This window comes from Methylobacterium sp. NFXW15 (assembly GCF_049887755.1).
GTDB lineage: Bacteria > Pseudomonadota > Alphaproteobacteria > Rhizobiales > Beijerinckiaceae > Methylobacterium.
Genome location: NZ_JAGEKG010000002.1, coordinates 385,375 through 404,109 on the forward strand (window position 1 = coordinate 385,375; position 18,735 = coordinate 404,109).

General features: G+C 66.3%; 23 protein-coding genes. 13 read left to right on the forward strand and 10 right to left on the reverse strand.

Annotated features, from left to right (window positions below):
• A complete protein-coding gene (locus J4O73_RS06150) occupies positions 1–189 on the reverse strand; it encodes a hypothetical protein (protein WP_426215568.1) in 189 nt (62 codons plus the stop codon).
• A 120-nt stretch (positions 190–309) separates the two neighbouring features.
• Here J4O73_RS06150 and ccmA point away from each other — a divergent pair, with 120 nt between their 5' ends.
• Both ccmA and ccmB read left to right on the forward strand, forming a co-directional pair.
• On the forward strand, positions 310–960 hold the full coding sequence (gene ccmA, locus J4O73_RS06155) for a heme ABC exporter ATP-binding protein CcmA (protein WP_426215570.1): 651 nt from the start codon (positions 310–312) through the stop codon (positions 958–960).
• Positions 957–1,625 carry a heme exporter protein CcmB gene (gene ccmB / locus J4O73_RS06160; RefSeq protein ID WP_426215572.1) on the forward strand — a complete coding sequence of 223 codons (669 nt, stop codon included), beginning with the start codon at positions 957–959 and terminating at the stop codon, positions 1,623–1,625. Before ccmA ends, ccmB begins: the two co-directional genes overlap by 4 nt.
• Positions 1,626–1,720: 95 nt before the next feature.
• On the opposite strand, the gene J4O73_RS06165 is transcribed toward ccmB, so the two are convergent.
• Positions 1,721–1,960: a hypothetical protein gene (locus J4O73_RS06165; protein ID WP_426215574.1), complete on the reverse strand. Its 240-nt coding sequence runs from the start codon at positions 1,958–1,960 to the stop codon at positions 1,721–1,723.
• A gap of 11 nt (positions 1,961–1,971) precedes the next feature.
• On the reverse strand, positions 1,972–2,307 hold the full coding sequence (locus tag J4O73_RS06170; protein ID WP_426215576.1) for a hypothetical protein: 336 nt from the start codon (positions 2,305–2,307) through the stop codon (positions 1,972–1,974).
• A gap of 357 nt (positions 2,308–2,664) precedes the next feature.
• On the opposite strand from J4O73_RS06170, the gene rpsT reads away from it, so the two are divergent.
• Positions 2,665–2,931, forward strand: coding sequence for a 30S ribosomal protein S20 (gene rpsT / locus J4O73_RS06175; RefSeq protein ID WP_378966155.1), 267 nt, complete (start codon positions 2,665–2,667; stop codon positions 2,929–2,931).
• 516 nt (positions 2,932–3,447) lie between these two features.
• Positions 3,448–4,980 carry a chromosomal replication initiator protein DnaA gene (gene dnaA / locus J4O73_RS06180; RefSeq protein WP_426215578.1) on the forward strand — a complete coding sequence of 511 codons (1,533 nt, stop codon included), beginning with the start codon at positions 3,448–3,450 and terminating at the stop codon, positions 4,978–4,980.
• Here the strand turns inward: dnaA and ybgC are convergent.
• From ybgC to ruvB, 3 genes are all read right to left on the reverse strand, one after another.
• A complete protein-coding gene (ybgC, locus tag J4O73_RS06185) occupies positions 4,971–5,381 on the reverse strand; it encodes a tol-pal system-associated acyl-CoA thioesterase (RefSeq protein WP_378966149.1) in 411 nt (136 codons plus the stop codon). The two genes, dnaA and ybgC, sit on opposite strands and share 10 nt — an antisense overlap.
• Before the next feature lie 130 nt (positions 5,382–5,511).
• The gene (locus J4O73_RS06190) at positions 5,512–6,234 is read right to left on the reverse strand and encodes a DUF4142 domain-containing protein (RefSeq protein ID WP_426215581.1); all 723 of its coding nucleotides are present in this window, start codon (positions 6,232–6,234) and stop codon (positions 5,512–5,514) included.
• Positions 6,235–6,585: 351 nt separating this feature from the next.
• On the reverse strand, positions 6,586–7,644 hold the full coding sequence (gene ruvB, locus J4O73_RS06195) for a Holliday junction branch migration DNA helicase RuvB (protein WP_426215583.1): 1,059 nt from the start codon (positions 7,642–7,644) through the stop codon (positions 6,586–6,588).
• A 193-nt stretch (positions 7,645–7,837) separates the two neighbouring features.
• Between ruvB and J4O73_RS06200 the strand changes: the two genes are divergently transcribed.
• Both J4O73_RS06200 and J4O73_RS06205 read left to right on the forward strand, forming a co-directional pair.
• Positions 7,838–8,071 carry a hypothetical protein gene (locus J4O73_RS06200; protein ID WP_426215584.1) on the forward strand — a complete coding sequence of 78 codons (234 nt, stop codon included), beginning with the start codon at positions 7,838–7,840 and terminating at the stop codon, positions 8,069–8,071.
• Positions 8,072–8,165: 94 nt separating this feature from the next.
• A complete protein-coding gene (locus J4O73_RS06205) occupies positions 8,166–8,555 on the forward strand; it encodes a hypothetical protein (RefSeq protein ID WP_426215587.1) in 390 nt (129 codons plus the stop codon).
• Here the strand turns inward: J4O73_RS06205 and J4O73_RS06210 are convergent.
• Positions 8,536–8,871, reverse strand: coding sequence for a hypothetical protein (locus J4O73_RS06210; RefSeq protein ID WP_426215589.1), 336 nt, complete (start codon positions 8,869–8,871; stop codon positions 8,536–8,538). The genes J4O73_RS06205 and J4O73_RS06210 overlap by 20 nt on opposite strands.
• A gap of 57 nt (positions 8,872–8,928) precedes the next feature.
• Between J4O73_RS06210 and J4O73_RS06215 the strand changes: the two genes are divergently transcribed.
• Both J4O73_RS06215 and J4O73_RS06220 read left to right on the forward strand, forming a co-directional pair.
• Positions 8,929–9,840 carry a GGDEF domain-containing response regulator gene (locus J4O73_RS06215; protein ID WP_426215591.1) on the forward strand — a complete coding sequence of 304 codons (912 nt, stop codon included), beginning with the start codon at positions 8,929–8,931 and terminating at the stop codon, positions 9,838–9,840.
• A gap of 194 nt (positions 9,841–10,034) precedes the next feature.
• Complete coding sequence (locus J4O73_RS06220) at positions 10,035–10,712, forward strand: LuxR C-terminal-related transcriptional regulator (protein WP_426215593.1); 678 nt, start codon at positions 10,035–10,037, stop codon at positions 10,710–10,712.
• A 7-nt stretch (positions 10,713–10,719) separates the two neighbouring features.
• Here J4O73_RS06220 and J4O73_RS06225 read toward each other — a convergent pair whose 3' ends face one another.
• Positions 10,720–11,892, reverse strand: coding sequence for a DNA topoisomerase IB (locus tag J4O73_RS06225; RefSeq protein WP_426215595.1), 1,173 nt, complete (start codon positions 11,890–11,892; stop codon positions 10,720–10,722).
• 125 nt (positions 11,893–12,017) lie between these two features.
• On the opposite strand from J4O73_RS06225, the gene J4O73_RS06230 reads away from it, so the two are divergent.
• From J4O73_RS06230 to J4O73_RS06245, 4 genes are all read left to right on the forward strand, one after another.
• Positions 12,018–13,160 (forward strand): glycosyltransferase family 4 protein, encoded by a 1,143-nt coding sequence (locus tag J4O73_RS06230; protein WP_426215597.1) that lies wholly within the window; start codon positions 12,018–12,020, stop codon positions 13,158–13,160.
• A gap of 2 nt (positions 13,161–13,162) precedes the next feature.
• On the forward strand, positions 13,163–13,822 hold the full coding sequence (locus tag J4O73_RS06235; protein ID WP_426215599.1) for a class I SAM-dependent methyltransferase: 660 nt from the start codon (positions 13,163–13,165) through the stop codon (positions 13,820–13,822).
• A gap of 96 nt (positions 13,823–13,918) precedes the next feature.
• Complete coding sequence (locus J4O73_RS06240; RefSeq protein WP_426215601.1) at positions 13,919–14,518, forward strand: NAD(P)H-dependent oxidoreductase; 600 nt, start codon at positions 13,919–13,921, stop codon at positions 14,516–14,518.
• Between the two features lie 121 nt (positions 14,519–14,639).
• Positions 14,640–15,179, forward strand: a complete 540-nt coding sequence (locus J4O73_RS06245; RefSeq protein ID WP_426215604.1) for a cytochrome b — start codon at positions 14,640–14,642, stop codon at positions 15,177–15,179.
• 6 nt (positions 15,180–15,185) lie between these two features.
• On the opposite strand, the gene J4O73_RS06250 is transcribed toward J4O73_RS06245, so the two are convergent.
• The gene (locus J4O73_RS06250) at positions 15,186–16,106 is read right to left on the reverse strand and encodes an AprI/Inh family metalloprotease inhibitor (RefSeq protein ID WP_426215606.1); all 921 of its coding nucleotides are present in this window, start codon (positions 16,104–16,106) and stop codon (positions 15,186–15,188) included.
• Complete coding sequence (locus J4O73_RS06255) at positions 16,103–17,071, reverse strand: 2-hydroxyacid dehydrogenase (RefSeq protein WP_426215608.1); 969 nt, start codon at positions 17,069–17,071, stop codon at positions 16,103–16,105. The genes J4O73_RS06250 and J4O73_RS06255 overlap by 4 nt, the downstream gene beginning before the upstream one ends.
• Before the next feature lie 189 nt (positions 17,072–17,260).
• On the opposite strand from J4O73_RS06255, the gene leuC reads away from it, so the two are divergent.
• Positions 17,261–18,673 (forward strand): 3-isopropylmalate dehydratase large subunit, encoded by a 1,413-nt coding sequence (gene leuC / locus J4O73_RS06260; protein ID WP_426215610.1) that lies wholly within the window; start codon positions 17,261–17,263, stop codon positions 18,671–18,673.
• The last annotated feature ends 62 nt before the right edge of the window (positions 18,674–18,735 follow it).

An 18,735-nucleotide genomic window follows, 5' to 3' on the forward strand; every position in this document is an offset into this window, starting at 1 on the left:
CTACGCGTTCTGCGGATCCGGCGGCTTGCCGCCGCCGAAGCAGCGGCCGACCGCTTCCCAGAAGGCGTCTTGCTCTTCCTTCGTGCAGCGGCTCACCCGCGCTTCGACCATTGCAAGGCCTTTCACCGCATCGTCGCTGGTGGCGACCTCCGCCTCGGTGGGTGAGGTCTGTCGATCATTGAGGCTCATGAGAACCCTCCCGGTGACGACAAGTGCGCGAGCAGCCTCTGCTGTTCCGTCTGGGGCCGCAATCGGGCATGGAGGCGCGCTGGACGCATCCCGCGAGACCGGCCTAACCTTGGGGGATCTGTGCGGCTCGACGTCGACAACCTCGCCTGCCGCCGATCTGGCCGCCGGATCTTCTCCGGCCTGACGTTCTCCCTGGGGGAGGGCGGGGCGCTCGCCGTCACCGGCCGCAACGGGGCGGGCAAATCGAGCCTCCTCGCGATCCTGGCCGGTCGCCTCCGGCCGGATGGGGGGCGGATCGTCGTGTCCGATGTCGGCGAGGCGAGCCTGCCGGAATGCCTGCATGTCGTCGGCCACCGGGATGGGCTGAAATCCGCGCTGACCGCCGGGGAGAACCTGACCTTCGCCCGCGATCTCCTCGGCGCGCCGCGCTTGATGCCGCGCGAGGCGCTCGAACGTCTCGGGCTCGGCCATGTCCACGACCTGCCGGTCGCGTATCTCTCGGCGGGGCAGCGACGGCGCGTCGCGCTGGCCCGGCTCCTCGTCTGCGCGCGACCGCTCTGGCTGCTCGATGAGCCCACCGCCGCCCTGGACGTCGCCTCGCAGGACGTGTTGAGCGCGCTCATGGCCGAGCACCGGGCCGGGGGCGGCCTCGTGATTGCCGCGACTCACCAAGCTCTCGGCCTGCACGACGCGATGGAGTTGCGCATCGATCGCGCGGCCGAGGCACCCGCCACCGCCTTCGAAGCGGCCGATGCGGAGGAGTGGATATGATCCGCGCCGGTTACGCCCTCGTCGCCCGCGACCTGCGCTTGGCCGCCCGCGTCGGCGGATCGGGCACGCTGTCCCTCGTCTTCTTCCTCATGATCGTGGCGCTGGTGCCCTTCGCCCTGGGACCGGACCTCAACCTCCTGTCGCGGATCGGGCCCGCCATCCTCTGGCTCGCGGCCGTGCTCGCCACGCTGATCGGCCTCGACCGTTTGTTCCAGGCGGACGAAGAAGACGGCTCCCTCGATCTGATGACCGGCGCGCCCGTGCCCCTCGAAGGTGTCGTGCTCGCAAAAGTGCTCGCCCACTGGCTGACGACCGGGCTGCCGCTCGCCCTCGCAAGCCCGCTCTTCGGCCTGCTCGTCGCCCTCGACGGCACGGCCATGGCCGCGACTGCGCTCACCCTCGCCGTCGGCACGCCCGCCCTCAGCTTCATCGGCGCCGTGGGCGCGGCCCTCACCGCCTCGATTCGCCGGGGCGGGTTGATTCTCGCGGTGCTGGTCCTGCCGCTGATGATCCCGACGCTGATCTTCGGCGTTTCCGCCGCCCAGGCGGCGACGGGCGGGACCGTGCCGTTCCTCGTGCCCCTGGCGGTGCTGACGGGGCTGACCCTGATCGCTGCCGTCGTCGGAACGGTGGCGGCGGCAGCGGCGCTAAGGTGGCCGGAGTAGCTATCTTGACCTACGTCAGCTTGCCAATGAGGCCGATTGACTCAAAAATTTAGGCCAATCAATTCGAATGATATTGGTTGCTTGAAGGCATTTTGTCAGTCGAGGCTATTTTCATTTAGTGTCTGGAGCAAGAAATCAAAGCCGCCGTCTATGTCTTCGCTTCCTCGAAAGGTCGCAACTTCAATGTGATTGTCGTCAAAACATTCGATCTCAAGACGGATGCCATATAGTGTTGCATCTACCCTGATGCTGTCTGGTCTCGATCTGTTTAATGCGAAAGAAATCTTTCTATCCTCCAAAATGCGCAGAACATTGTAAATAGACTTGATTTCCATGACAACATCCTTCATTTTTGGAAGCGATTGTCAAATAAGAGCTTGTACGCTTTCCTGGCGCCAGGCTCATTTGCTTGTGCTGCTGCTTTTAGATCGGAGACATCACGGTCTAAAAACTGCTTTGGGAACTCCCGATTGATCTTTCCGCGGCAATTGGCAGATATATATTCCTGGCAAGTTTCCGCGATTTTTGTATAATTCGAACGCGATTGCTGTCCAGTTGATTGATCGATCCATTGGCCGCCGTTCGTTTGTCCGGCCGGTGCGCGAGGCTGGCTAGGCGAATACTTACGCTGGATGACGTATCGCAGCTTCAAAAGCTTCAGATCAAGCTCGAGGCTGGCCACTAACCGACGCAAGGAGTTCAACTCGTGCAATCGAGGTGAGTCGGGTATCATCGTTCGATCGCTCCATGCGTCACTCGTCATTAGGTTTAATATCTTGAAATGGGTGTTATATCGAGAAAAATGGTATGTCGGTGGAATGAACTGCGAATGTGTGAAACCCATAGAGGCATCGGGACCATTCGTATCATCCAGCCGCGTTGACGCCGCGTGCCGCCGTCTCTATAGGAGGCGCTTCGCTGTGAGGCCGCGCTTTCGCGTGCGCATCCTCTCGGCCATCGCCTGACAACCTTATGCGTTGACCGATCCCCGGCCGTGCCGGCCCGTCGGCATCGCCCGACGAGAAACACGAGGACTTACATGGCCAATACCGCTTCGGCCAGGAAGATGACCCGCAAGATCGCCAAGCGCACGGCGATCAACAAGTCCCGCCGCTCCCGCATGCGTACCTTCGTGCGCAAGGTTGAGGAGGCGATTGCCTCCGGCAACCAGCAGGACGCCCAGGCCGCCCTCCAGAGCGCCGAGCCGGAGATCATGCGCGCTGCCCAGAAGGGCATCGTCCATAAGAACAACGCCTCCCGGAAGGTGTCGCGCCTCGCTGCGCGCGTGAAGGCTCTCGCGGCCTGATCGCACTCCACACCGTCTGACGGTTCGAAGCCCGGCCAACGCGCCGGGCTTTTTTATTGCCCGCTCTCCGGTCATTTCCCAGCCCCTGTGCGGCCTACCAGGATCGAGCGCCTTCGCTCTCCGGCCTGCACACCTACCGTTAACCTTCCCCCAGAATTTGCTGCATTGCGGAGTCCACCGGCCGCGTGTAGCTTAACAAAACGTCACCTGACAAAAGCAAAACGCACTGATTCCGGGACTCTCGCGAATCGTGTGTCGGCGCAAGACTCTAGCTCTTGCCCGAACGCTCCGCCGGAACACTTGCCGTTGGGATTTCACGCCGTCCCCATAAGTCCCACTGTTAAGGGAACCATAGGTCTTTGTTGATAGGCTCTTCCAATCGGCAAAAGTTCCTCGTGTCAGTCTTGACTCGACATATGGAATCAGTCTCGCGCGGTGGTTGCGAGACGCTGAGGGCGTGAAGCGTGCGTACGCGCCGCGGGCGGATTTTCGTCGGCGACGTGGGGAGAGCCAGTGATGCGTGTCGACGGAACAGTGGCGAACGGCGACGAAGAGGGACGCACCCAGGACGGTGGCGCCCATGAGACGGTCACTCCCGATTACGGTGCGGCCTGGTCGCGCGTGAAGCGCCGTCTGCGCGCCGAGCTCGGGGAGGACGTGTTCGCGAGCTGGTTCGCCCGCCTCGAACTCGAAGGTGTCGTGTCCGGTGCGGGGCGCCTGACGGTCCCCACGCGCTTCCTTAAGAGCTGGATCGAATCCCATTACATCGACCGGGTGCTTACGACTTTCCGCGCGGAGGCGCCGGAGGTGGACCGGATCGAGATCGGCGTGCGCGGCACGGCAGCGCCCGTTCGCCCGGCTGTGGCCCCGCCGAAGCCGGTCAGCCCGACCAGCGGTCCGCTCGCCCGGTTGCACGCGACGGGAACCCCGGCCGCTATCGCCCCCGTGGCTCCGGCACCGGAGCAGACCCGCGCCGCCGCCTCGGCCACGGCCGACACGGGCAATGATTTCAACGGCACGCCGCTCGATGCGCGCCTGACCTTTACGAGCTTCGTGGTTGGGCGCTCGAACGCCCTGGCCCATGCCGCCGCGGAGCGCATCGCCCGCCATCAGGGCGAGGGCGCGCTGTACAACCCGCTGTACCTTCACGCGGGTGTCGGTCTCGGCAAGACGCACCTCTTGCACGGCATCGGCCATGCGGCCCGCGAGGCCGGGCGCCGGGTGATCTATCTGACCGCCGATCGCTTCATGTACGGCTTCGTCAACGCTCTGAAGACGCAGTCGGCGCTGGCCTACAAGGAGCGCCTGCGCGGCATCGACCTGCTGATCCTCGACGACGTGCAGTTCATCCAGGGCAAGTCGATCCAGGCCGAGTTCGGCCATACCATCAACGCGCTCATCGATGCCGGCCGTCAGGTCGTCGTCGCCTCGGACCGTCCGCCGACGGAACTCGAGGCCCTGGAGGAGCGGGTTCGCTCCCGCCTCGCGGGCGGCCTCGTGGTGGAGATCGGCAGCCTCGACGAGCAGCTGCGCGTTTCGATCCTCTCGGCACGGCTCGCTGCCGTGCGCACGTCTCATCCGGGCTTCGACGTCTCGCCGCAGGTCGTGAACTACGTCGCCCGCTCGATCACGGCGAACGGCCGTGATCTCGAGGGCGCCGTGAACCGTCTGCTGGCCCATGCGACCCTCAGCGGCACGGCCGTCACGGTAGAGACCGCCGAGACCGCGATCCGCGACCTCGTGAAGAACCGCGAGCCGAAGCGGATCAAGATCGAGGACATTCAGAAGCTGGTGGCCAGCCGGTACAACGTTTCGCGGTCGGACATCCTGTCGGAGCGCCGGACGGCGGCGGTGGTGAAGCCGCGCCAGATCGCCATGTACCTCTCGAAGGTGCTGACCCTGCGCTCGCTTCCCGAGATCGGCCGCCGCTTCGGCGGGCGCGATCACACCACGGTGTTGCACGCCGTGCGCAAGATTGAGAAGCAGATCGGCGAAGATACGGTGCTCGGCGATGAGGTCGAGCTGCTGAAGCGGATGCTTCAGGATTGATCGGGCGTGAGCAGGGCGCGCAGGCTGTCCGGTAGACGGACGGCCCTGCCATCCCGCACGCAGGCCACGGTGACATCGGCGGCGACGAGGATATCCTCGCCGCGCCGCACCTCCTGTGCGAGCGTCATCGAGGCGCCGCGCAACTCCCGTGTCATGGTCCGCACGACGAGCTGGTCGTCCATATAGGCGGGCTTGCGGAAATCGATCGCCATTTTGCGCACGACGAAGACGAGGCCGCGCGCTTCGCGATGCAGATCGGATTGATCACCCGCCAAGCCGCGCAGCAATTCGGTCCGGCCGCGCTCCATGAAGCGCAGGTAGCTCGCGTGGTAGACGAAGCCGGAGAAATCCGTGTCCTCGTAATAGACGCGCAGTGGCAGCGCGTGTCCCGCTTCGTCCATCGTCTCTTGCCCGCGAGGCCGTGCCCATAGCACCACGTCCGCGTCTACAGCCGATTGTTCGCAGCTTGAAGCGGCGAAGGCCGCCCCCGGGGAGGGGACGGCCTTCGCTTGAGCCGAATTGCGATCCGGATCAGCCGCCGTAGCGGACGGCCAGGGTCGAGGACTCGGCGTGCTCCTGAGCGATATAGGGCAGCGCCTCGTTGGCGAACTGACGGCCCTGGGCGCTGTTGCCGCCCTTGGCGTAGGTGTCATAGAGCGCCAGCGTCTGGGCGTCCGCGCGAGCCTGCTGCCGAATGAAGGTCCGGTCGAAGGCGCGGCCGTTCGGAGCGGACTGCAACTGGGCGAGGCGGGCCTGACCACGCTCGCCGAGGGCGACGCGGCGACCGGGCTCGGCCGGGTTGTTGTCCACGAGGCCCACGGCACCGAGCGTGCCACCGACGATCGAGGTGCCGATGTTCGCGGCGATCGTCACCGGAGCGAGGATCAGACCGGCCGGGTTGCTGAGGTCGGTGCGGATGCCCTGGTTGTCGGAGACGACGGTGCCGTTGCGATTCAGCGAGGTGCCGGCGGGGAGCAGCGCGTTGGTCGTGGCTTGACGCGTCTCGATCACCTGATTGGCGTAGGAACGGACGCGCGGATTACGCGAACGCTCAAGGGCCATACGGCTCGCCTCGATGCTGGCTGCATCCGAGCGCAGCGCCTCGGCACGGAAGGCCGGGGTCGAGGTGGTGGCAACCGGGCCGGCGTCGGCCGGGGTCGGGAAGATGCGAACCGGAAGGGCGTCCTGGGCCAGGGCCGGCGTCGCGATCGCGGCGACCGAGAAACCGAGGGCGGCGAGCGTGGTCTTCTTCATGAGTGGGTGAAATCCCTCTCTTGTGTTGAAGGGGAGGCCCAAGCCGAGACCTGCCCGGCAGGGCCTGACGTCTGGTCCCACTGTGAGGACCGGTCGGGCGCTCAACCGAGGCGGCAGGCCACTGTTCCACGCTTTTTGCATCGCAAACGCGTGATCATCGGGAGTGTCAGGCAAGTCGGGATTACGCAGGCCATTGTCGCAGGGCTGCTAAATATTCAGACACCGCAGTAATTTATCGTGGATTTAGCCTACGTAATGCGCCGAATGGCTAAGCTTGTCTCGGTCGTTGCGATATGCTCTCGGTGATATCCTGTCCAGAGTTTGATGCATGGCGCGCAATGAATTGCGGCTTCACGCCTCCTCGCGACCCTGGAACAAGCCGAATTGCGAGGTGGGGTCGCGGCGTGGTTCCGCGAAGCCCAAGTGCCGGAAGGCGTGGGGCGTCAGCACGCGCCCACGAGGCGTGCGCTGCACGAAGCCTTTCTGGATCAGGAACGGCTCGACGATATCCTCAATGGCGTCCCGCGGCTCTGACAGCGCGGCTCCGATCGTCTCGATACCCACCGGCCCGCCGCCGAAGGAGGTGGCGATGAGGGTGAGATACTTCCGGTCCATCACGTCGAGCCCGGCGGCATCGACGTCGAGCAGTTGCAGGGCCCTGTCCGCGATGGCGCGCGTCACGGTCTCCGCTTCGGCGACGATGGCGAAGTCGCGCACCCGGCGCAGCAGCCGCCCGGCGATACGCGGCGTGCCGCGGGCGCGCTTTGCGATCTCGTTGGCGCCCTCGGGCGACATGCCGAGGCCCAGCACCCGCGCCCCGCGGCTGACGATCTTTTCCAGCTCGTCGATCTCGTAGAATTCGAGCCGGATCGGGATGCCGAACCGATCGCGCAGCGGCGTCGTGAGAAGACCCGCCCGAGTCGTCGCCCCGACCAGGGTGAATTTCGGCAATTCGATCTTCACCGAGCGGGCCGCAGGGCCTTCCCCGATGATGAGATCGAGCTGGTAATCCTCCATGGCCGGGTAGAGAATTTCCTCTACTGCCGGGTTCAGGCGGTGGATCTCATCGATGAACAGCACGTCGCGTTCATCGAGGTTCGTGAGCTGGGCGGCGAGGTCGCCCGCCTTGGCGATGACCGGCCCGGACGTGGAGCGGAAATTCACCCCGAGCTCCCGCGCCACGATCTGCGCAAGGGTGGTCTTACCGAGGCCAGGGGGGCCTACGAACAGGACGTGATCCAGCGCCTGGCCGGTCTTGCGGGCCGCTTCGATGAAGATCTGCATGTTCGCCCGCGCCGCGCGCTGGCCGATGAACTCGGACAGGCTCAGCGGGCGGATCGACTGATCGGCGTCCTCCCCGCGCTTCTCGCCAGAGAGCAGCGGGTTCGTCGGGGGCTTCGGCTTGGTCATGAACCTTTCGGCGCCTGCGCGTCCGTGATCGCACCTCCTACCGTGCGGAGGTGGGGAAGTCTAAGCCGTGAAGCGCTTTCGCGGCTGGCGCGAATCGTCGTGAAGTTGCAACCTTGGCCATGCAACCAAATCGGGTCGACGGGCGCTTAACGAAGGCGCCGTGCTCCGATCACTGCACCTGCCCAGGACCGTCATGTTTCGCTCGCTCTTCCTCGGCGCCGTTTGCGTCGGCCTTGGTGTCGCCTCCGCTCAGGCGCGCTCGACCCGTTCGGCTTCCGCCGATCAACCGGTCGTACAGGAGACCTCGTCGGTCAGGCCGGTCGCGGTGATCGAGAACGAGTCGCAGCCGGTCTGCACCCATACGCGGCGGCGCCTTTGGCTCGAAGGCGAGGGCTGGGTCGTGCGCAAGATCGCGACCTGCCGATAGGACGGGATACGCAGTCCGCGCGGCTGGCGGTTTCGGGCGGATCGGAACGACATCTTGGTCGACCCGTTCCCGGTCTGACACCGGAGCCCGTACAATGCGTCTGCGTTCGATCACGATCCTGGCCGCTATTGCAGCCATTCCCGTCTCGCTTCCCGCTGCGGCGGAAGGCTTTTACGGCCGCCCGTATCCCGCTTACGAAGTCGGCAGCTCACGTTTGTCCTACGGACGCGGCTTCGCGCAGCCCTTCATCGCCGGAGAATATATCGGCGCGCCGCTGACCCGCGTGCCGCGACCCACCCAGATCGTCCCGACGCCGTGGAGCTACGGCACCTACGGCGTGCCGACCGTGTCCGGTATCGCGGCCCCGCCCACAGGCGCCCCGACGCTCACGGTCATCAATCCCGGTGCGGCCAGAAAGAGCGGCCGTTCCGGACACGATGCTGGCGACGTGCGGGTCGTCAACGTCAGCGTTCCCCGCCGCTGATCCCGGCGTACCATTCGGCATAGGGTGTCGTGCGGGCCATGTGACGGTTGAGATCGGGCGCGCCGTCGTCCCACCAGACCGGGCCGCGTTCACCCAGGGCGATCTTGGCGTCATCGACGGCGGCGCGGGCTTCCTTCATTGCAGTGGCATCATCGTTGCGTTTGGCCTGACCGACGGCGCGTCGCGCGTCCATCAGGTCTGCGACGAGGGCTTTCCGACGCGGCTCGGGCAGCGACGGATTGGCGCACCGCCATAGACGTCCTCGAACGACGAGATACCGGCCATCCGGAGTTTTGAACGGTTGTCGACCGGCCATTGGCATCAGATTAACTCATTTCAGTTGTCGTGACACCCGGGTTCAACCGGGGCTGCAATGCAGATCGTCGTCGTCGACTCGAGCCAGGTCGTTCTCCGGATCATCGCGTCCTTGCTCGAAGCGCGCGGGCACACCGTTCACGAGTTCACGGAATCCGACGCCGCCCTCGAGTTCATGATGCACGCGCCGGAAGTGAGGGTGCTCATCACCAGCCTGGAAGTGCGGCCCATGAACGGGCTCGAACTCTGCTGGGCGGTGCGCTCGCGTGCCGAAGACCGGCGACCGATGCACATCATCACGATGTCCTCCGCCAACAGTGTGCACAACCTCGCCGAGGCACTGGATAGCGGCGCCGACGACTTCATCGAGAAGCCTCCGCGTGCGGAGGAGTTGCATGCGCGCCTGCGCGCCGCAGAGCGCATGGCCCGGCTGCAGGAGGAATTGATCCGCCTCGCCGATACGGATGGGTTGACCGGTCTGTTGAACCGGCGCGCCTTCCGGGAGCGGATGGATGCCGCCATCGCCCGCGGCTTCACCCTTCGCCCGCCCGCCCTGATTTTCGTGGATATCGATCACTTCAAGCGTATCAACGACCTGTACGGGCACGATGTCGGTGATCTCGCGATCTGCGCCGTGGCCCGGCTGCTGGACGAGAACGGCATCGTCGGTCGTCTGGGCGGCGAGGAATTCGGGATCTTCCTGCCCGAGCGCGATATCGACTCGGCGATCTTTCAAGCGGAAGGGCTGCGTGTCCGGGTGCGCGCGTTGCGGGTGCCCTGTGGCGACGCGACGGTGGGCCTCACCTGCAGCTTCGGCGTCTCCACGTGGTCGGGTGAGGATTCGGTCGCTGCCTTGCTGAAACGTGCCGACGTCGCGCTCTATGCCGCGAAGGCCGCAGGCCGAAATCGCGTGATGGTCGAGATGAAGCCCGACCTCTTAACTGGCTCGTCACGCCATGGCGTTTCGTAACGACGCGCGAAGATAATTACAATTTTACGCAATCTCCTTTCGAAACACGCGGCGAGACGACTCCCCCGCAAAACGCCCCCAAATCAGCCCAGTAATCATTAATTTCGGGGCTTTTGGGGTGGAACGGTTCTTGGAGCTACTTCGTACAACTTGGCTGGAATGTCCCGGCCAGGGAATTCGAGGGTTTGAGAACCATGACCACGCCGATCGGCGTTCTCATCTTGGATGAGCCGGAGGATCTGAGCGCGACCGTCCGCGCGAGCCTTGAACACATGCCGGAATTCTCCACCATCGGGGAAGACGACTTAGCGGTCGGTGGCGGCCCGGCCGTTGCCCTGGTCTTCCTCGACGAGGTCCGCCTTGCCGACGGCGTGGCGCGGATCGTCGATCTGAAGGAGCGCCAGCCGTCTTTGCGCGTGCTCGTGTCGTTCAAGGCGCTCACTGCCGACGACCTGCGCGCTGTGCTCGCGGCGGGAGCCGATGCCTTCGTGGCGCGCTCGAAATCCCCGCGTGATCTCGGCGCCGCCATGGTGGCTCTGGCCGAAGGCGCCGATTGTCTCGTGCAGATGGAGCCGGTTCCGGCGGCCGAGGTGATGGATGGACAGGGCCTGACGCCGCGCGAGGCCGAGGTGCTGCGCTTTCTGAGCGCGGGCTTCAGCAACAAGGAAGTGGCCCGGCGTCTGGCGCTCAGCGTGCGCACGGTGGAGACGCACCGTCTCAACCTGCGGCGCAAGACCCAGACCGGCCGGTTGAAGGATCTGGTCTCGCTGGCCCGTCAGCTCGGCCTTTCCCCCGTCGTCGATGCCGAGCCGGTCCGCCGCACGAGCGAGTCGCGGTCCTCGCAGCAGGAAGATCACTCTTCCCGCCACTGACAAGCGTTCAGGCGGCTTCGGCCGCCGAACGCCGTTTCTGATGACCACCGGTCTTGTTCGCGCTCTTCTTGCGATTGGCGCTGGCCTTCTCCCTCATGTCCTTCCGGACGCGGGCAAGACGTGATTGCAGAAGCCCGAGCACGGCGGCCTCCTCGGCCCGTAGCTGGCCGGGATTCTCGGTAAGCTCGTTCTCGACAGCGCCGCGCATCTGGTCGAGCAGCGCACCCTCGAGGTAGCAATCCAGCACCTCGGGATGGATGTAGCATTTGCGGCAGATGGTCGGCGTATTGCCGAGGCGCTGAGCGACATCCTCGATGGCCGTGCGCACGTTGCGCTTGGCTCCGGCCTCGCTGTCGAACGCCTCGAAGGCGCGCAACGCAATGGCCGCCAGCACCGTGCCTGCCCAGGTGCGGAAATCTTTGGCCGTGTAATCCTCGCCCGTGATCTCGCGCAGATACGCGTTCACGTCCGACGAGGTGACGTCGCGCTGGATCCCCTCCTCATCGATGTATTGAAACAGTTCCTGGCCCGGCAGGTCTTGGCACGCCTTCACGATGCGGGCGACCCGTTTATCCTTGAGTGAGACGTTCCACTCCTTGCCGCTCTTGCCTTTGAACTTGAAGATCAATTCCGAGCCCGACACCTTCACATGCGGGTCGCGCAGGGTGGTGAGGCCATAGCTGCGGTTGGTACGGGCGTAATCGTCGTTGCCGACCCGGATCAGCGTCGTCTCCAGCAGATGGACGACGGTGGCGAGCACCTTCTCACGCGGTAGGCCCCGGCGCCGCATGTCGGCATCGATCTGGTCGCGGATCTTCGGCAGGGCATCGGCGAAGTTCATGATCCGCGAAAACTTGTCCGCTTCCCGCGCCTGCCGGAAATCCGGGTGATAGCGGTATTGCTTGCGGCCCTTCGCGTCGCGCCCCGTGGCTTGGAGGTGGCCGTTCCGGCGGGGGCAGATCCATACATCGACATAGGCGGGCGGGATGGCGAGCTTCTTGATGCGCTCCAGAGTCGCCGCGTCACGCACCGGTGAACCCTTCGAATCCCGGTAGCTGAAGCCCTTGCCGCTCTTACGGCGGGTGAGGCCGGGGCGGCTGTCGTCGACGTAGACCAGCCCGGCTTCCACGGCGGCATTCTTCAACTCGCCGCCACGCACGGCGGCTTCGACCGCGGCCATCGTCTAGAACCTCCCTGTACCGGAATGAACGCCCCGGCCTCCGACAACTTGAACGGCGATGGCGCGTTCCGGGGGGAGGGCGGTTGCCGCTTTCGTTTCGCGCCCCGCCGGTGCAGGACCGCCGCATGGAGAAACCCGATTCGCCCCGCCGCCTCGTCTTCATCGCGACAGAGGACTGGTTCTTTGCTTCCCACTTCCTGCCCATGGCGCGGGCGGCGGTGGCGATGGGCCTTGAGGTCAGCGTGGTCGCCCGCGTGCGCGACCATGCCGACATCATCGCCGCAACGGGCGCGCGGGTCGTGCCCTTCGAGGCCGAGCGGTCGAGCCTCAACCCGATGGCTGCGGGCTACGCTGCGGGACAACTTGCCGCGATCCTTAAGGCACTGAAACCGGACATCGTCCACTGTATCGCCCTGCGCTCGATCCTGGTCGGGGGCACGGCGGCGGCGATGGCGGGCATCTCCGCTCGCGTCTTCGCCGTGACGGGCCTCGGCCTCATCGGCGCCCGGCAGGACCAGATCGGCCGAACCGGGCGTTTCGCCCTGCGGGCGCTGATTCGGGGGCCGCTGGCCTCACGCCGCACGCGCTTCCTGTTCGAGAATCCCGATGATGCGCTGGCCCTCGGCCTGGACCCGTCCGACCGGATGGTGACGATCGTCGGAGGGGCTGGAATCGACACGGCCTTCTACGCGCCGCAGCCTCTCCCGGCTCAGCCGCCGCTCGGCGTCGCCCTGGTCGCGCGGATGCTCTGGTCGAAGGGCATCGATACCGCCGTGGAGGCGGTTCGCCTCGCCCGCCGGAATGGGGCGGCGGTCGAGCTGTCGCTCTATGGTGCCCCCGATCCCGGCAACCGGCGTGCGATTCCGGAGGCAACGCTGCGGGAGTGGAGCGGCGAGGGGATCGTCTGGCACGGGGCGACGCGAGATGTCCCCTCGGTCTGGGCCGGACATCACGTCGCCTGCCTGCCCTCGCGGGGCGGCGAGGGCCTGCCGCGCAGCCTGCTGGAAGCTGCCTCCTGCGGCCGGGCCTGCCTGACCACCGACGTGCCGGGATGCCGCGCCCTGGTGCGGGACGGAATCGAAGGTCTCCTCGTCCCTCCCGGCGATGCGTCCGCGCTCGCCGAAGCTCTTACCAGGCTCACCGCCGATCCCGCCCTGGTGGCACGCATGGGCGAGGCCGCCCGTGCCAGGATCGAGACCGGCGGCTTCACCGAAGCCGCCGTCACGGACGCGACCTGCCGTCTCTGGCGCGACCTCTTGGACGAATGACCATGCGCCCACCCGACGATCCCGAGGGCTTCATCCGGGCCAACACGCGGCTGCTGCAGGTGCCCCACGCGCCGGAGATCCACCTTCACGTCGCCGACGAAGCGACGGAGCTCTGGCAACGGACGGAGGAAGAGTTGCAGGAGATCGGCCTTCCGCCGCCCTTCTGGGCCTTCGCCTGGGCGGGCGGGCAGGCGCTGGCACGGTATATCCTCGACAATCCCGCCATGGTCGCGGGCAAGCGCGTGGTCGATTTCGCCTCGGGTTCCGGCCTCTGCGCCATTGCCGCGGCCAAGGCGGGTGCAGCTCACGTGCTCGCCAGCGACCTGGATGGCTTCGCCCTGCACGCGATCCGTCTGAACGCGGAGGCGAACGGCGTCGCCGGGCTCATCGCACCGACGCAGGCGAACCTGATCGGCACGGCCTTCGAAGCCGATCTCGTGCTCGCAGCCGACGTGTTCTACGAAATGGACCTCGCCGCGTCCGTCACCGACTGGCTGACCGGCCTCAAGCGCGAGGGCCGCGACGTGCTGATCGGCGATCCGGGACGCACCTATCTGCCGAAGGATAAGCTTGACTGCCTGGACACCTACACTGTGCCGGTGATGCGCAGCCTGGAGGACGCCGAGGTCAAGCGTAGCCATGTCTGGCGGCTGAGGGACTGACCTGCCACACTTCGTAAAGCGGCAAGAGCGCACTACTTCTGCATTGCGGCCCGAAGCTTGCGCTCGAAGCCCCACCTGACCCAAAGGTGTACCAACGTGACACTCACGCCGCGCACTCCCCGCGTCGTCGCCTTCGCCGCCAGCGCCAAGCGCCCCGCGCGGTCGCGCTTCCTCGTGGAAGCCGTGGCGGCCGAGCTTGCCCGCCTACGCCGGATCGACCTGCGGGTCTACGATCTCCTCGATGCCGGTCCCGGCCTCGGCGCGACGCAGCGAAGCGAACTGACCCTGCCCGCCGCGAGACTGGTGGATGCCGTCGAGAAGGCGGACGCCCTGATCCTCGGAACGCCGGTCTATCAGGGTGGCTATGCCGGTCTGTTCAAGCACGTCTTCGATTTCATCGAGCCCGCGAAGCTCGCCGGGCGCCCGGTCGTGCTGACGGCGACCGGGGGTGGCCTTCGCCATTCGCTGGTGGTCGAACATTCCATGCGACCGCTGTTCGGCTTCTTTGCCGCCCACGTAGCACCGACCTCGGTCTATGCCGGTCCTGATTGCATCACCCATGAGTCCGTCACCGATCCGGCCATCGCCGCGCGGATTGCCTCGGCGGCAGCCGAACTGTCGGCCCTGATCGATGTCTCCCGCGCGGGTGCCGCCACGGACACCTCGCGACACGGCTTTGAAACGTCCGCAGGTTAAGACCGATAAACAGCCGGATCCCGGCCCCGAACGTGAGAGAGGTCGTATGTCCGCATCCCCGTTGTCGTCCGGTCGGTCGGCCGCCCCTTCCTTGCCGGCGACGTACACGACGGCCTCGGGAATGCCCCGCTATAATCCGGTCTCCCAGGCTCTGCATTGGCTGAGCGCGCTGTTCATCTTCGCCGTTCTGCCGCTCGCCTGGGTCGCGATCAGCTTGCCGAACAGCGAACTGAAGGGCACGATGTTCGTGCTGCACAAATCGGTGGGCCTCACCATCTTCGCGCTGGTGGCCGTGCGCATCATCTGGCGGATGATCCGCCCGGCCCCGGCCGATCCCCAGGCGCCCAAGGCCCTGGAGATCATCGCCCGCATCAATCACTGGCTGCTCTACGCGATCTTCCTGATCATGCCGGTCAGTGGCTATCTGCTCAGCGCCCTTTCGGGCCGCTCGACGCCGTATTTCTGGCTCTTCACCGTTCCGGGCTTCGAGAAGAACGAAGCTCTGGCCAAGACCTTCCAGGCCGTGCACGTGTTCGGCCAGTTCGCGGTCTACCTGCTCGTGGCCCTGCACATCGCCGGCACGGTATGGCATCTCGTCATCCGCCGAGATGGCCTGCTCGAGCGCATGCTCCCGGTACAAGACGGTCGCGGCGGCCGCTGAGTCACCTCAAGGCGTCGCCCTGCGGAGCACCAGGGTGACGCCCGTTTCGGGATCGCGGCGCCAGCCGCCGTCTCCATTCGGGACGAAATCGATGCTGTGGCCGCGCTTGGCGACCATGGTCATGCGGCCATCGGCGAAGCGCCAACTTACCGGGTTGAAGACCTCCATGCCTTCGTCCCGGCAGCCCGGTAGCAGCCGCACCGTGCCGTCCGCCGCGAGGCCCAGACGGCATGTCCCCTGCTGGCGCAGCCGATCGACCCGGTAGGTTCCGGCCTGTTGCGCCAGAACGGGATTCGGCGCGACGGCCGGCTCGACTGCAGGAGGTGCCGCCATCGTCATGGGAGAGGGCGCCGCCGCGACCACCGCCGCCGTCTCAGCCTGCGGTGGCTCCGCGCCCGGCGGGCGCATCGCGGCGATGTCGAGGGGCACGAGGCTATAGGTCTCGCCGTTCTCCGTGGCGGCATAGCTGCGCCGGTCGGGGCGCCGCTTGAACAGCAACACCGGGCGGACATTGGCATCCACCAGCCGCACCGCATCCTCGGAATAGAGCCAGCCTGCGACGTTGCCCATGAAGGGCAGGGCACGCCGACAGCCCGCGGGGAAGTTCACCTTCTGCCCGGCCGTGCCCCTGTCGCGCAGCAACGTCATCACGCAGCGCCGGTTCGTGCCGTCGCGGGACAGGTCCCACGTCCCCGGCACCTCGGACACTTTGGTCGGCAGCGTATCTTCCGGGAAGGCGGGCATCGCCGGGGTGAGAGCCGGTTGCGGCGCAGGCGTCGGCGCGGCCGATGGCGCAGGCGTGAACTCGGGCTGAGGCGGCAATCCTTGCGAGAAGCCGAGCGCGGGGTTTGCTCCGTCCTGCGCCGAGACCGTCACGGGGGCGAGCGCCAGCGCGGCGGCGAGGGCGGCCCGACTGACAAACGTCACGTCCGTTCGCTCCACGGCGTCTCGGCCACGGGCGTGATCGGCCCGCGACCCTCGAACCAGGACAGAACGTTATCGACCACGAGTTGCGCCATCGCATTGCGCGTATGCTCGGAAGCCGAGCCGACATGTGGCAGCAGCACCGTGTTGTCCTGGGCGATCAATCCGGCGGGGACATGCGGTTCGTTCTCGAACACATCGAGCCCCGCACCCAGGATCGTCCCCTTGCGCAAGGCTTCGGTGAGGGCGGCCTCGTCAACGACGCTGCCGCGCGCCACGTTGACCAGGATGCCTTCCGGTCCAAGCGCCTCCAGCACGGCGGCATCGACGAGACCCTTCGTCTGCGCGCCGCCCGGCGCCACAACGATCAGCACATGGACCGCCCGAGCGAGGCCCACTGGACTGTCGTGATAGGTGTAGGCGACATCCGTCTGTCGGTTGCGGCCGTAATAGTCGATCTGGACCTCGAAGCCTTCGAGCCGCTTGGCGATGGCGCGCCCGATCCGGCCCAGCCCGAGAATACCGACTCGCCGCCCGCGAAGGGACGCGGTCAGCGGGAAGGGCGCCTTCGGCCAGTGGCCTTCGCGGAGGTAGCGGTCGGCCTGCGGCAGGCGGCGGATCGTCGCCAAAACGAGGCCGATGGCGAGATCCGCGACCTCATCCGTCAGTACGTCGGGGGTGTTCGTCACGATGATGCCGCGCTGCGCAGCCGCCTTGGCGTCCACCGCGTCATAGCCTACGCCGAAATTCGCGATGAGTTCGAGGGCGGGGAGCCGGTCCATCAGGGCTCCATCCACCGCTCCCCCCACGCACAGGCCGCGGATGCGCGGCCCGATCTCGCTCAGCAGGGCATCGGGATCGGCGGCGCCGTCGAGGCGGTGGACCGTAAAGCGGCTGTCGAGCGTGCGCTCGACCAACGGATGCATCCCGCGAAGCAGCAGGATGTCGGCGGGCTCAGCTCCGGTCATGTCGTGCGGGCCTCGTGACGAATGCGCGCTGCCGATCGACCAGCGCAGGAAGGCCATACGCCCAGGCGCCCCGGCGAGGCTAGTTGCGCACGCGCCGCCTCTTTCGAAATCGGCCGCCGAACCTTACTAAGGAGTCCCGGGCAGAAGCGACAGCGCTGAACCGAGGCCATCTGCGAAGACAGCAAGACCATGACCAGCCCCCGCACCCTCTACGACAAGATTTGGGACGACCACGTCGTCGATGTCCAGCCGGACGGCACGAGCCTCCTCTACATCGACCGTCACCTCGTCCACGAGGTCACGAGTCCTCAGGCTTTCGAGGGGCTACGCGTAGCGGGCCGCAAGGTCCGTGCGCCGGGCAAGACGCTGGCCGTGGTGGACCATAACGTCCAGACCACGGACCGCTCCAAGGGCATCGACGATCCCGAGAGTCGCACGCAGTTGGAGGCCCTGGCCGAGAACGTGCGCGATTTCGGCATCGAGTTCTACGATGCGCTGGATCGCCGCCAGGGCATCGTCCACATCATCGGGCCGGAGCAGGGCTTCACCTTGCCGGGCCAGACGATCGTGTGCGGCGATTCCCACACTTCGACGCACGGCGCCTTCGGCGCGCTGGCCCATGGCATCGGCACGTCCGAGGTGGAGCATGTGCTCGCCACGCAGACGCTGATCCAGAAGAAGGCCAAGAATATGCGCATCACCGTCGACGGCAAGTTGCCGCCGGGGGTGACCGCCAAGGACATCATCCTCGCCATCATCGGCGAGATCGGCACCGCGGGTGGCACCGGCCACGTGATGGAATATGCCGGCGAGGCGATCCGCGCCCTCTCGATGGAAGGCCGGATGACCATCTGCAACATGTCCATCGAGGGCGGCGCCCGCGCTGGCATGGTCGCCCCCGACGAGACCACCTTCGCCTATGTGAAGGACCGGCCGAAGGCGCCGAAGGGCGAGGCCTTCGACAGGGCGCGGGCCTACTGGGCGAGCCTTGTCAGTGACGAGGGCGCGCATTTCGACCGCGAGATCCGGCTCGATGCCGCCAACCTGCCGCCGATCGTCAGCTGGGGCACGAGCCCTGAGGACGTGATCTCGATTCAGGGCCGCATCCCCGACCCGGCCGAGATTTCGGACGAGAACAAGCGTCAGTCCAAGGAGAAGGCGCTGGCCTATATGGGCCTGACGCCCGGAACCCGGATCACCGACATCGCCCTCGACCGGGTGTTCATCGGCTCCTGCACCAACGGGCGGATCGAGGATCTGCGCGAGGTCGCCCGCGTGGTCGGCGATCGCAAGGTGCACCAAGGCGTCTCGGCCATGATCGTGCCGGGCTCGGGTCTCGTGAAGGCTCAGGCCGAGGCCGAGGGGCTGGACAAGATCCTGATGGCTGCGGGCTTCGACTGGCGTGAGCCGGGCTGCTCCATGTGCCTCGGTATGAACCCGGACAAGTTGCGGCCGGGCGAGCGCTGCGCGTCGACCTCGAACCGCAACTTCGAGGGCCGCCAGGGTCCGAAGGGCCGCACGCACCTCGTCTCCCCCGCCATGGCGGCGGCGGCGGCGGTGGCGGGCCATTTTGTGGATATCCGCGAGTGGCCGCAGGGCTGACGCAAAGAAAAACGCGGCGCGGTGGAATCGCGATTGACGCAAGCCCCCGCGCCGCCTAAACG

Excerpts from the sequence above, each read along its gene's own strand:
- J4O73_RS06150 (WP_426215568.1), bottom strand. The coding sequence starts at position 189 with ATGAGCCTCAATGATCGACAGACCTCACCCACCGAGGCGGAGGTCGCC.
- ccmB (WP_426215572.1), top strand. The coding sequence starts at position 957 with ATGATCCGCGCCGGTTACGCCCTCGTCGCCCGCGACCTGCGCTTGGCC.
- J4O73_RS06165 (WP_426215574.1), bottom strand. The coding sequence starts at position 1,960 with ATGGAAATCAAGTCTATTTACAATGTTCTGCGCATTTTGGAGGATAGA.
- rpsT (WP_378966155.1), top strand. The coding sequence starts at position 2,665 with ATGGCCAATACCGCTTCGGCCAGGAAGATGACCCGCAAGATCGCCAAG.
- dnaA (WP_426215578.1), top strand. The coding sequence starts at position 3,448 with ATGCGTGTCGACGGAACAGTGGCGAACGGCGACGAAGAGGGACGCACC.
- ybgC (WP_378966149.1), bottom strand. The coding sequence starts at position 5,381 with ATGGACGAAGCGGGACACGCGCTGCCACTGCGCGTCTATTACGAGGAC.
- J4O73_RS06190 (WP_426215581.1), bottom strand. The coding sequence starts at position 6,234 with ATGAAGAAGACCACGCTCGCCGCCCTCGGTTTCTCGGTCGCCGCGATC.
- ruvB (WP_426215583.1), bottom strand. The coding sequence starts at position 7,644 with ATGACCAAGCCGAAGCCCCCGACGAACCCGCTGCTCTCTGGCGAGAAG.
- J4O73_RS06200 (WP_426215584.1), top strand. The coding sequence starts at position 7,838 with ATGTTTCGCTCGCTCTTCCTCGGCGCCGTTTGCGTCGGCCTTGGTGTC.
- J4O73_RS06205 (WP_426215587.1), top strand. The coding sequence starts at position 8,166 with ATGCGTCTGCGTTCGATCACGATCCTGGCCGCTATTGCAGCCATTCCC.
- J4O73_RS06210 (WP_426215589.1), bottom strand. The coding sequence starts at position 8,871 with ATGGCCGGTCGACAACCGTTCAAAACTCCGGATGGCCGGTATCTCGTC.
- J4O73_RS06215 (WP_426215591.1), top strand. The coding sequence starts at position 8,929 with ATGCAGATCGTCGTCGTCGACTCGAGCCAGGTCGTTCTCCGGATCATC.
- J4O73_RS06220 (WP_426215593.1), top strand. The coding sequence starts at position 10,035 with ATGACCACGCCGATCGGCGTTCTCATCTTGGATGAGCCGGAGGATCTG.
- J4O73_RS06225 (WP_426215595.1), bottom strand. The coding sequence starts at position 11,892 with ATGGCCGCGGTCGAAGCCGCCGTGCGTGGCGGCGAGTTGAAGAATGCC.
- J4O73_RS06230 (WP_426215597.1), top strand. The coding sequence starts at position 12,018 with ATGGAGAAACCCGATTCGCCCCGCCGCCTCGTCTTCATCGCGACAGAG.
- J4O73_RS06235 (WP_426215599.1), top strand. The coding sequence starts at position 13,163 with ATGCGCCCACCCGACGATCCCGAGGGCTTCATCCGGGCCAACACGCGG.
- J4O73_RS06245 (WP_426215604.1), top strand. The coding sequence starts at position 14,640 with ATGCCCCGCTATAATCCGGTCTCCCAGGCTCTGCATTGGCTGAGCGCG.
- J4O73_RS06255 (WP_426215608.1), bottom strand. The coding sequence starts at position 17,071 with ATGACCGGAGCTGAGCCCGCCGACATCCTGCTGCTTCGCGGGATGCAT.
- leuC (WP_426215610.1), top strand. The coding sequence starts at position 17,261 with ATGACCAGCCCCCGCACCCTCTACGACAAGATTTGGGACGACCACGTC.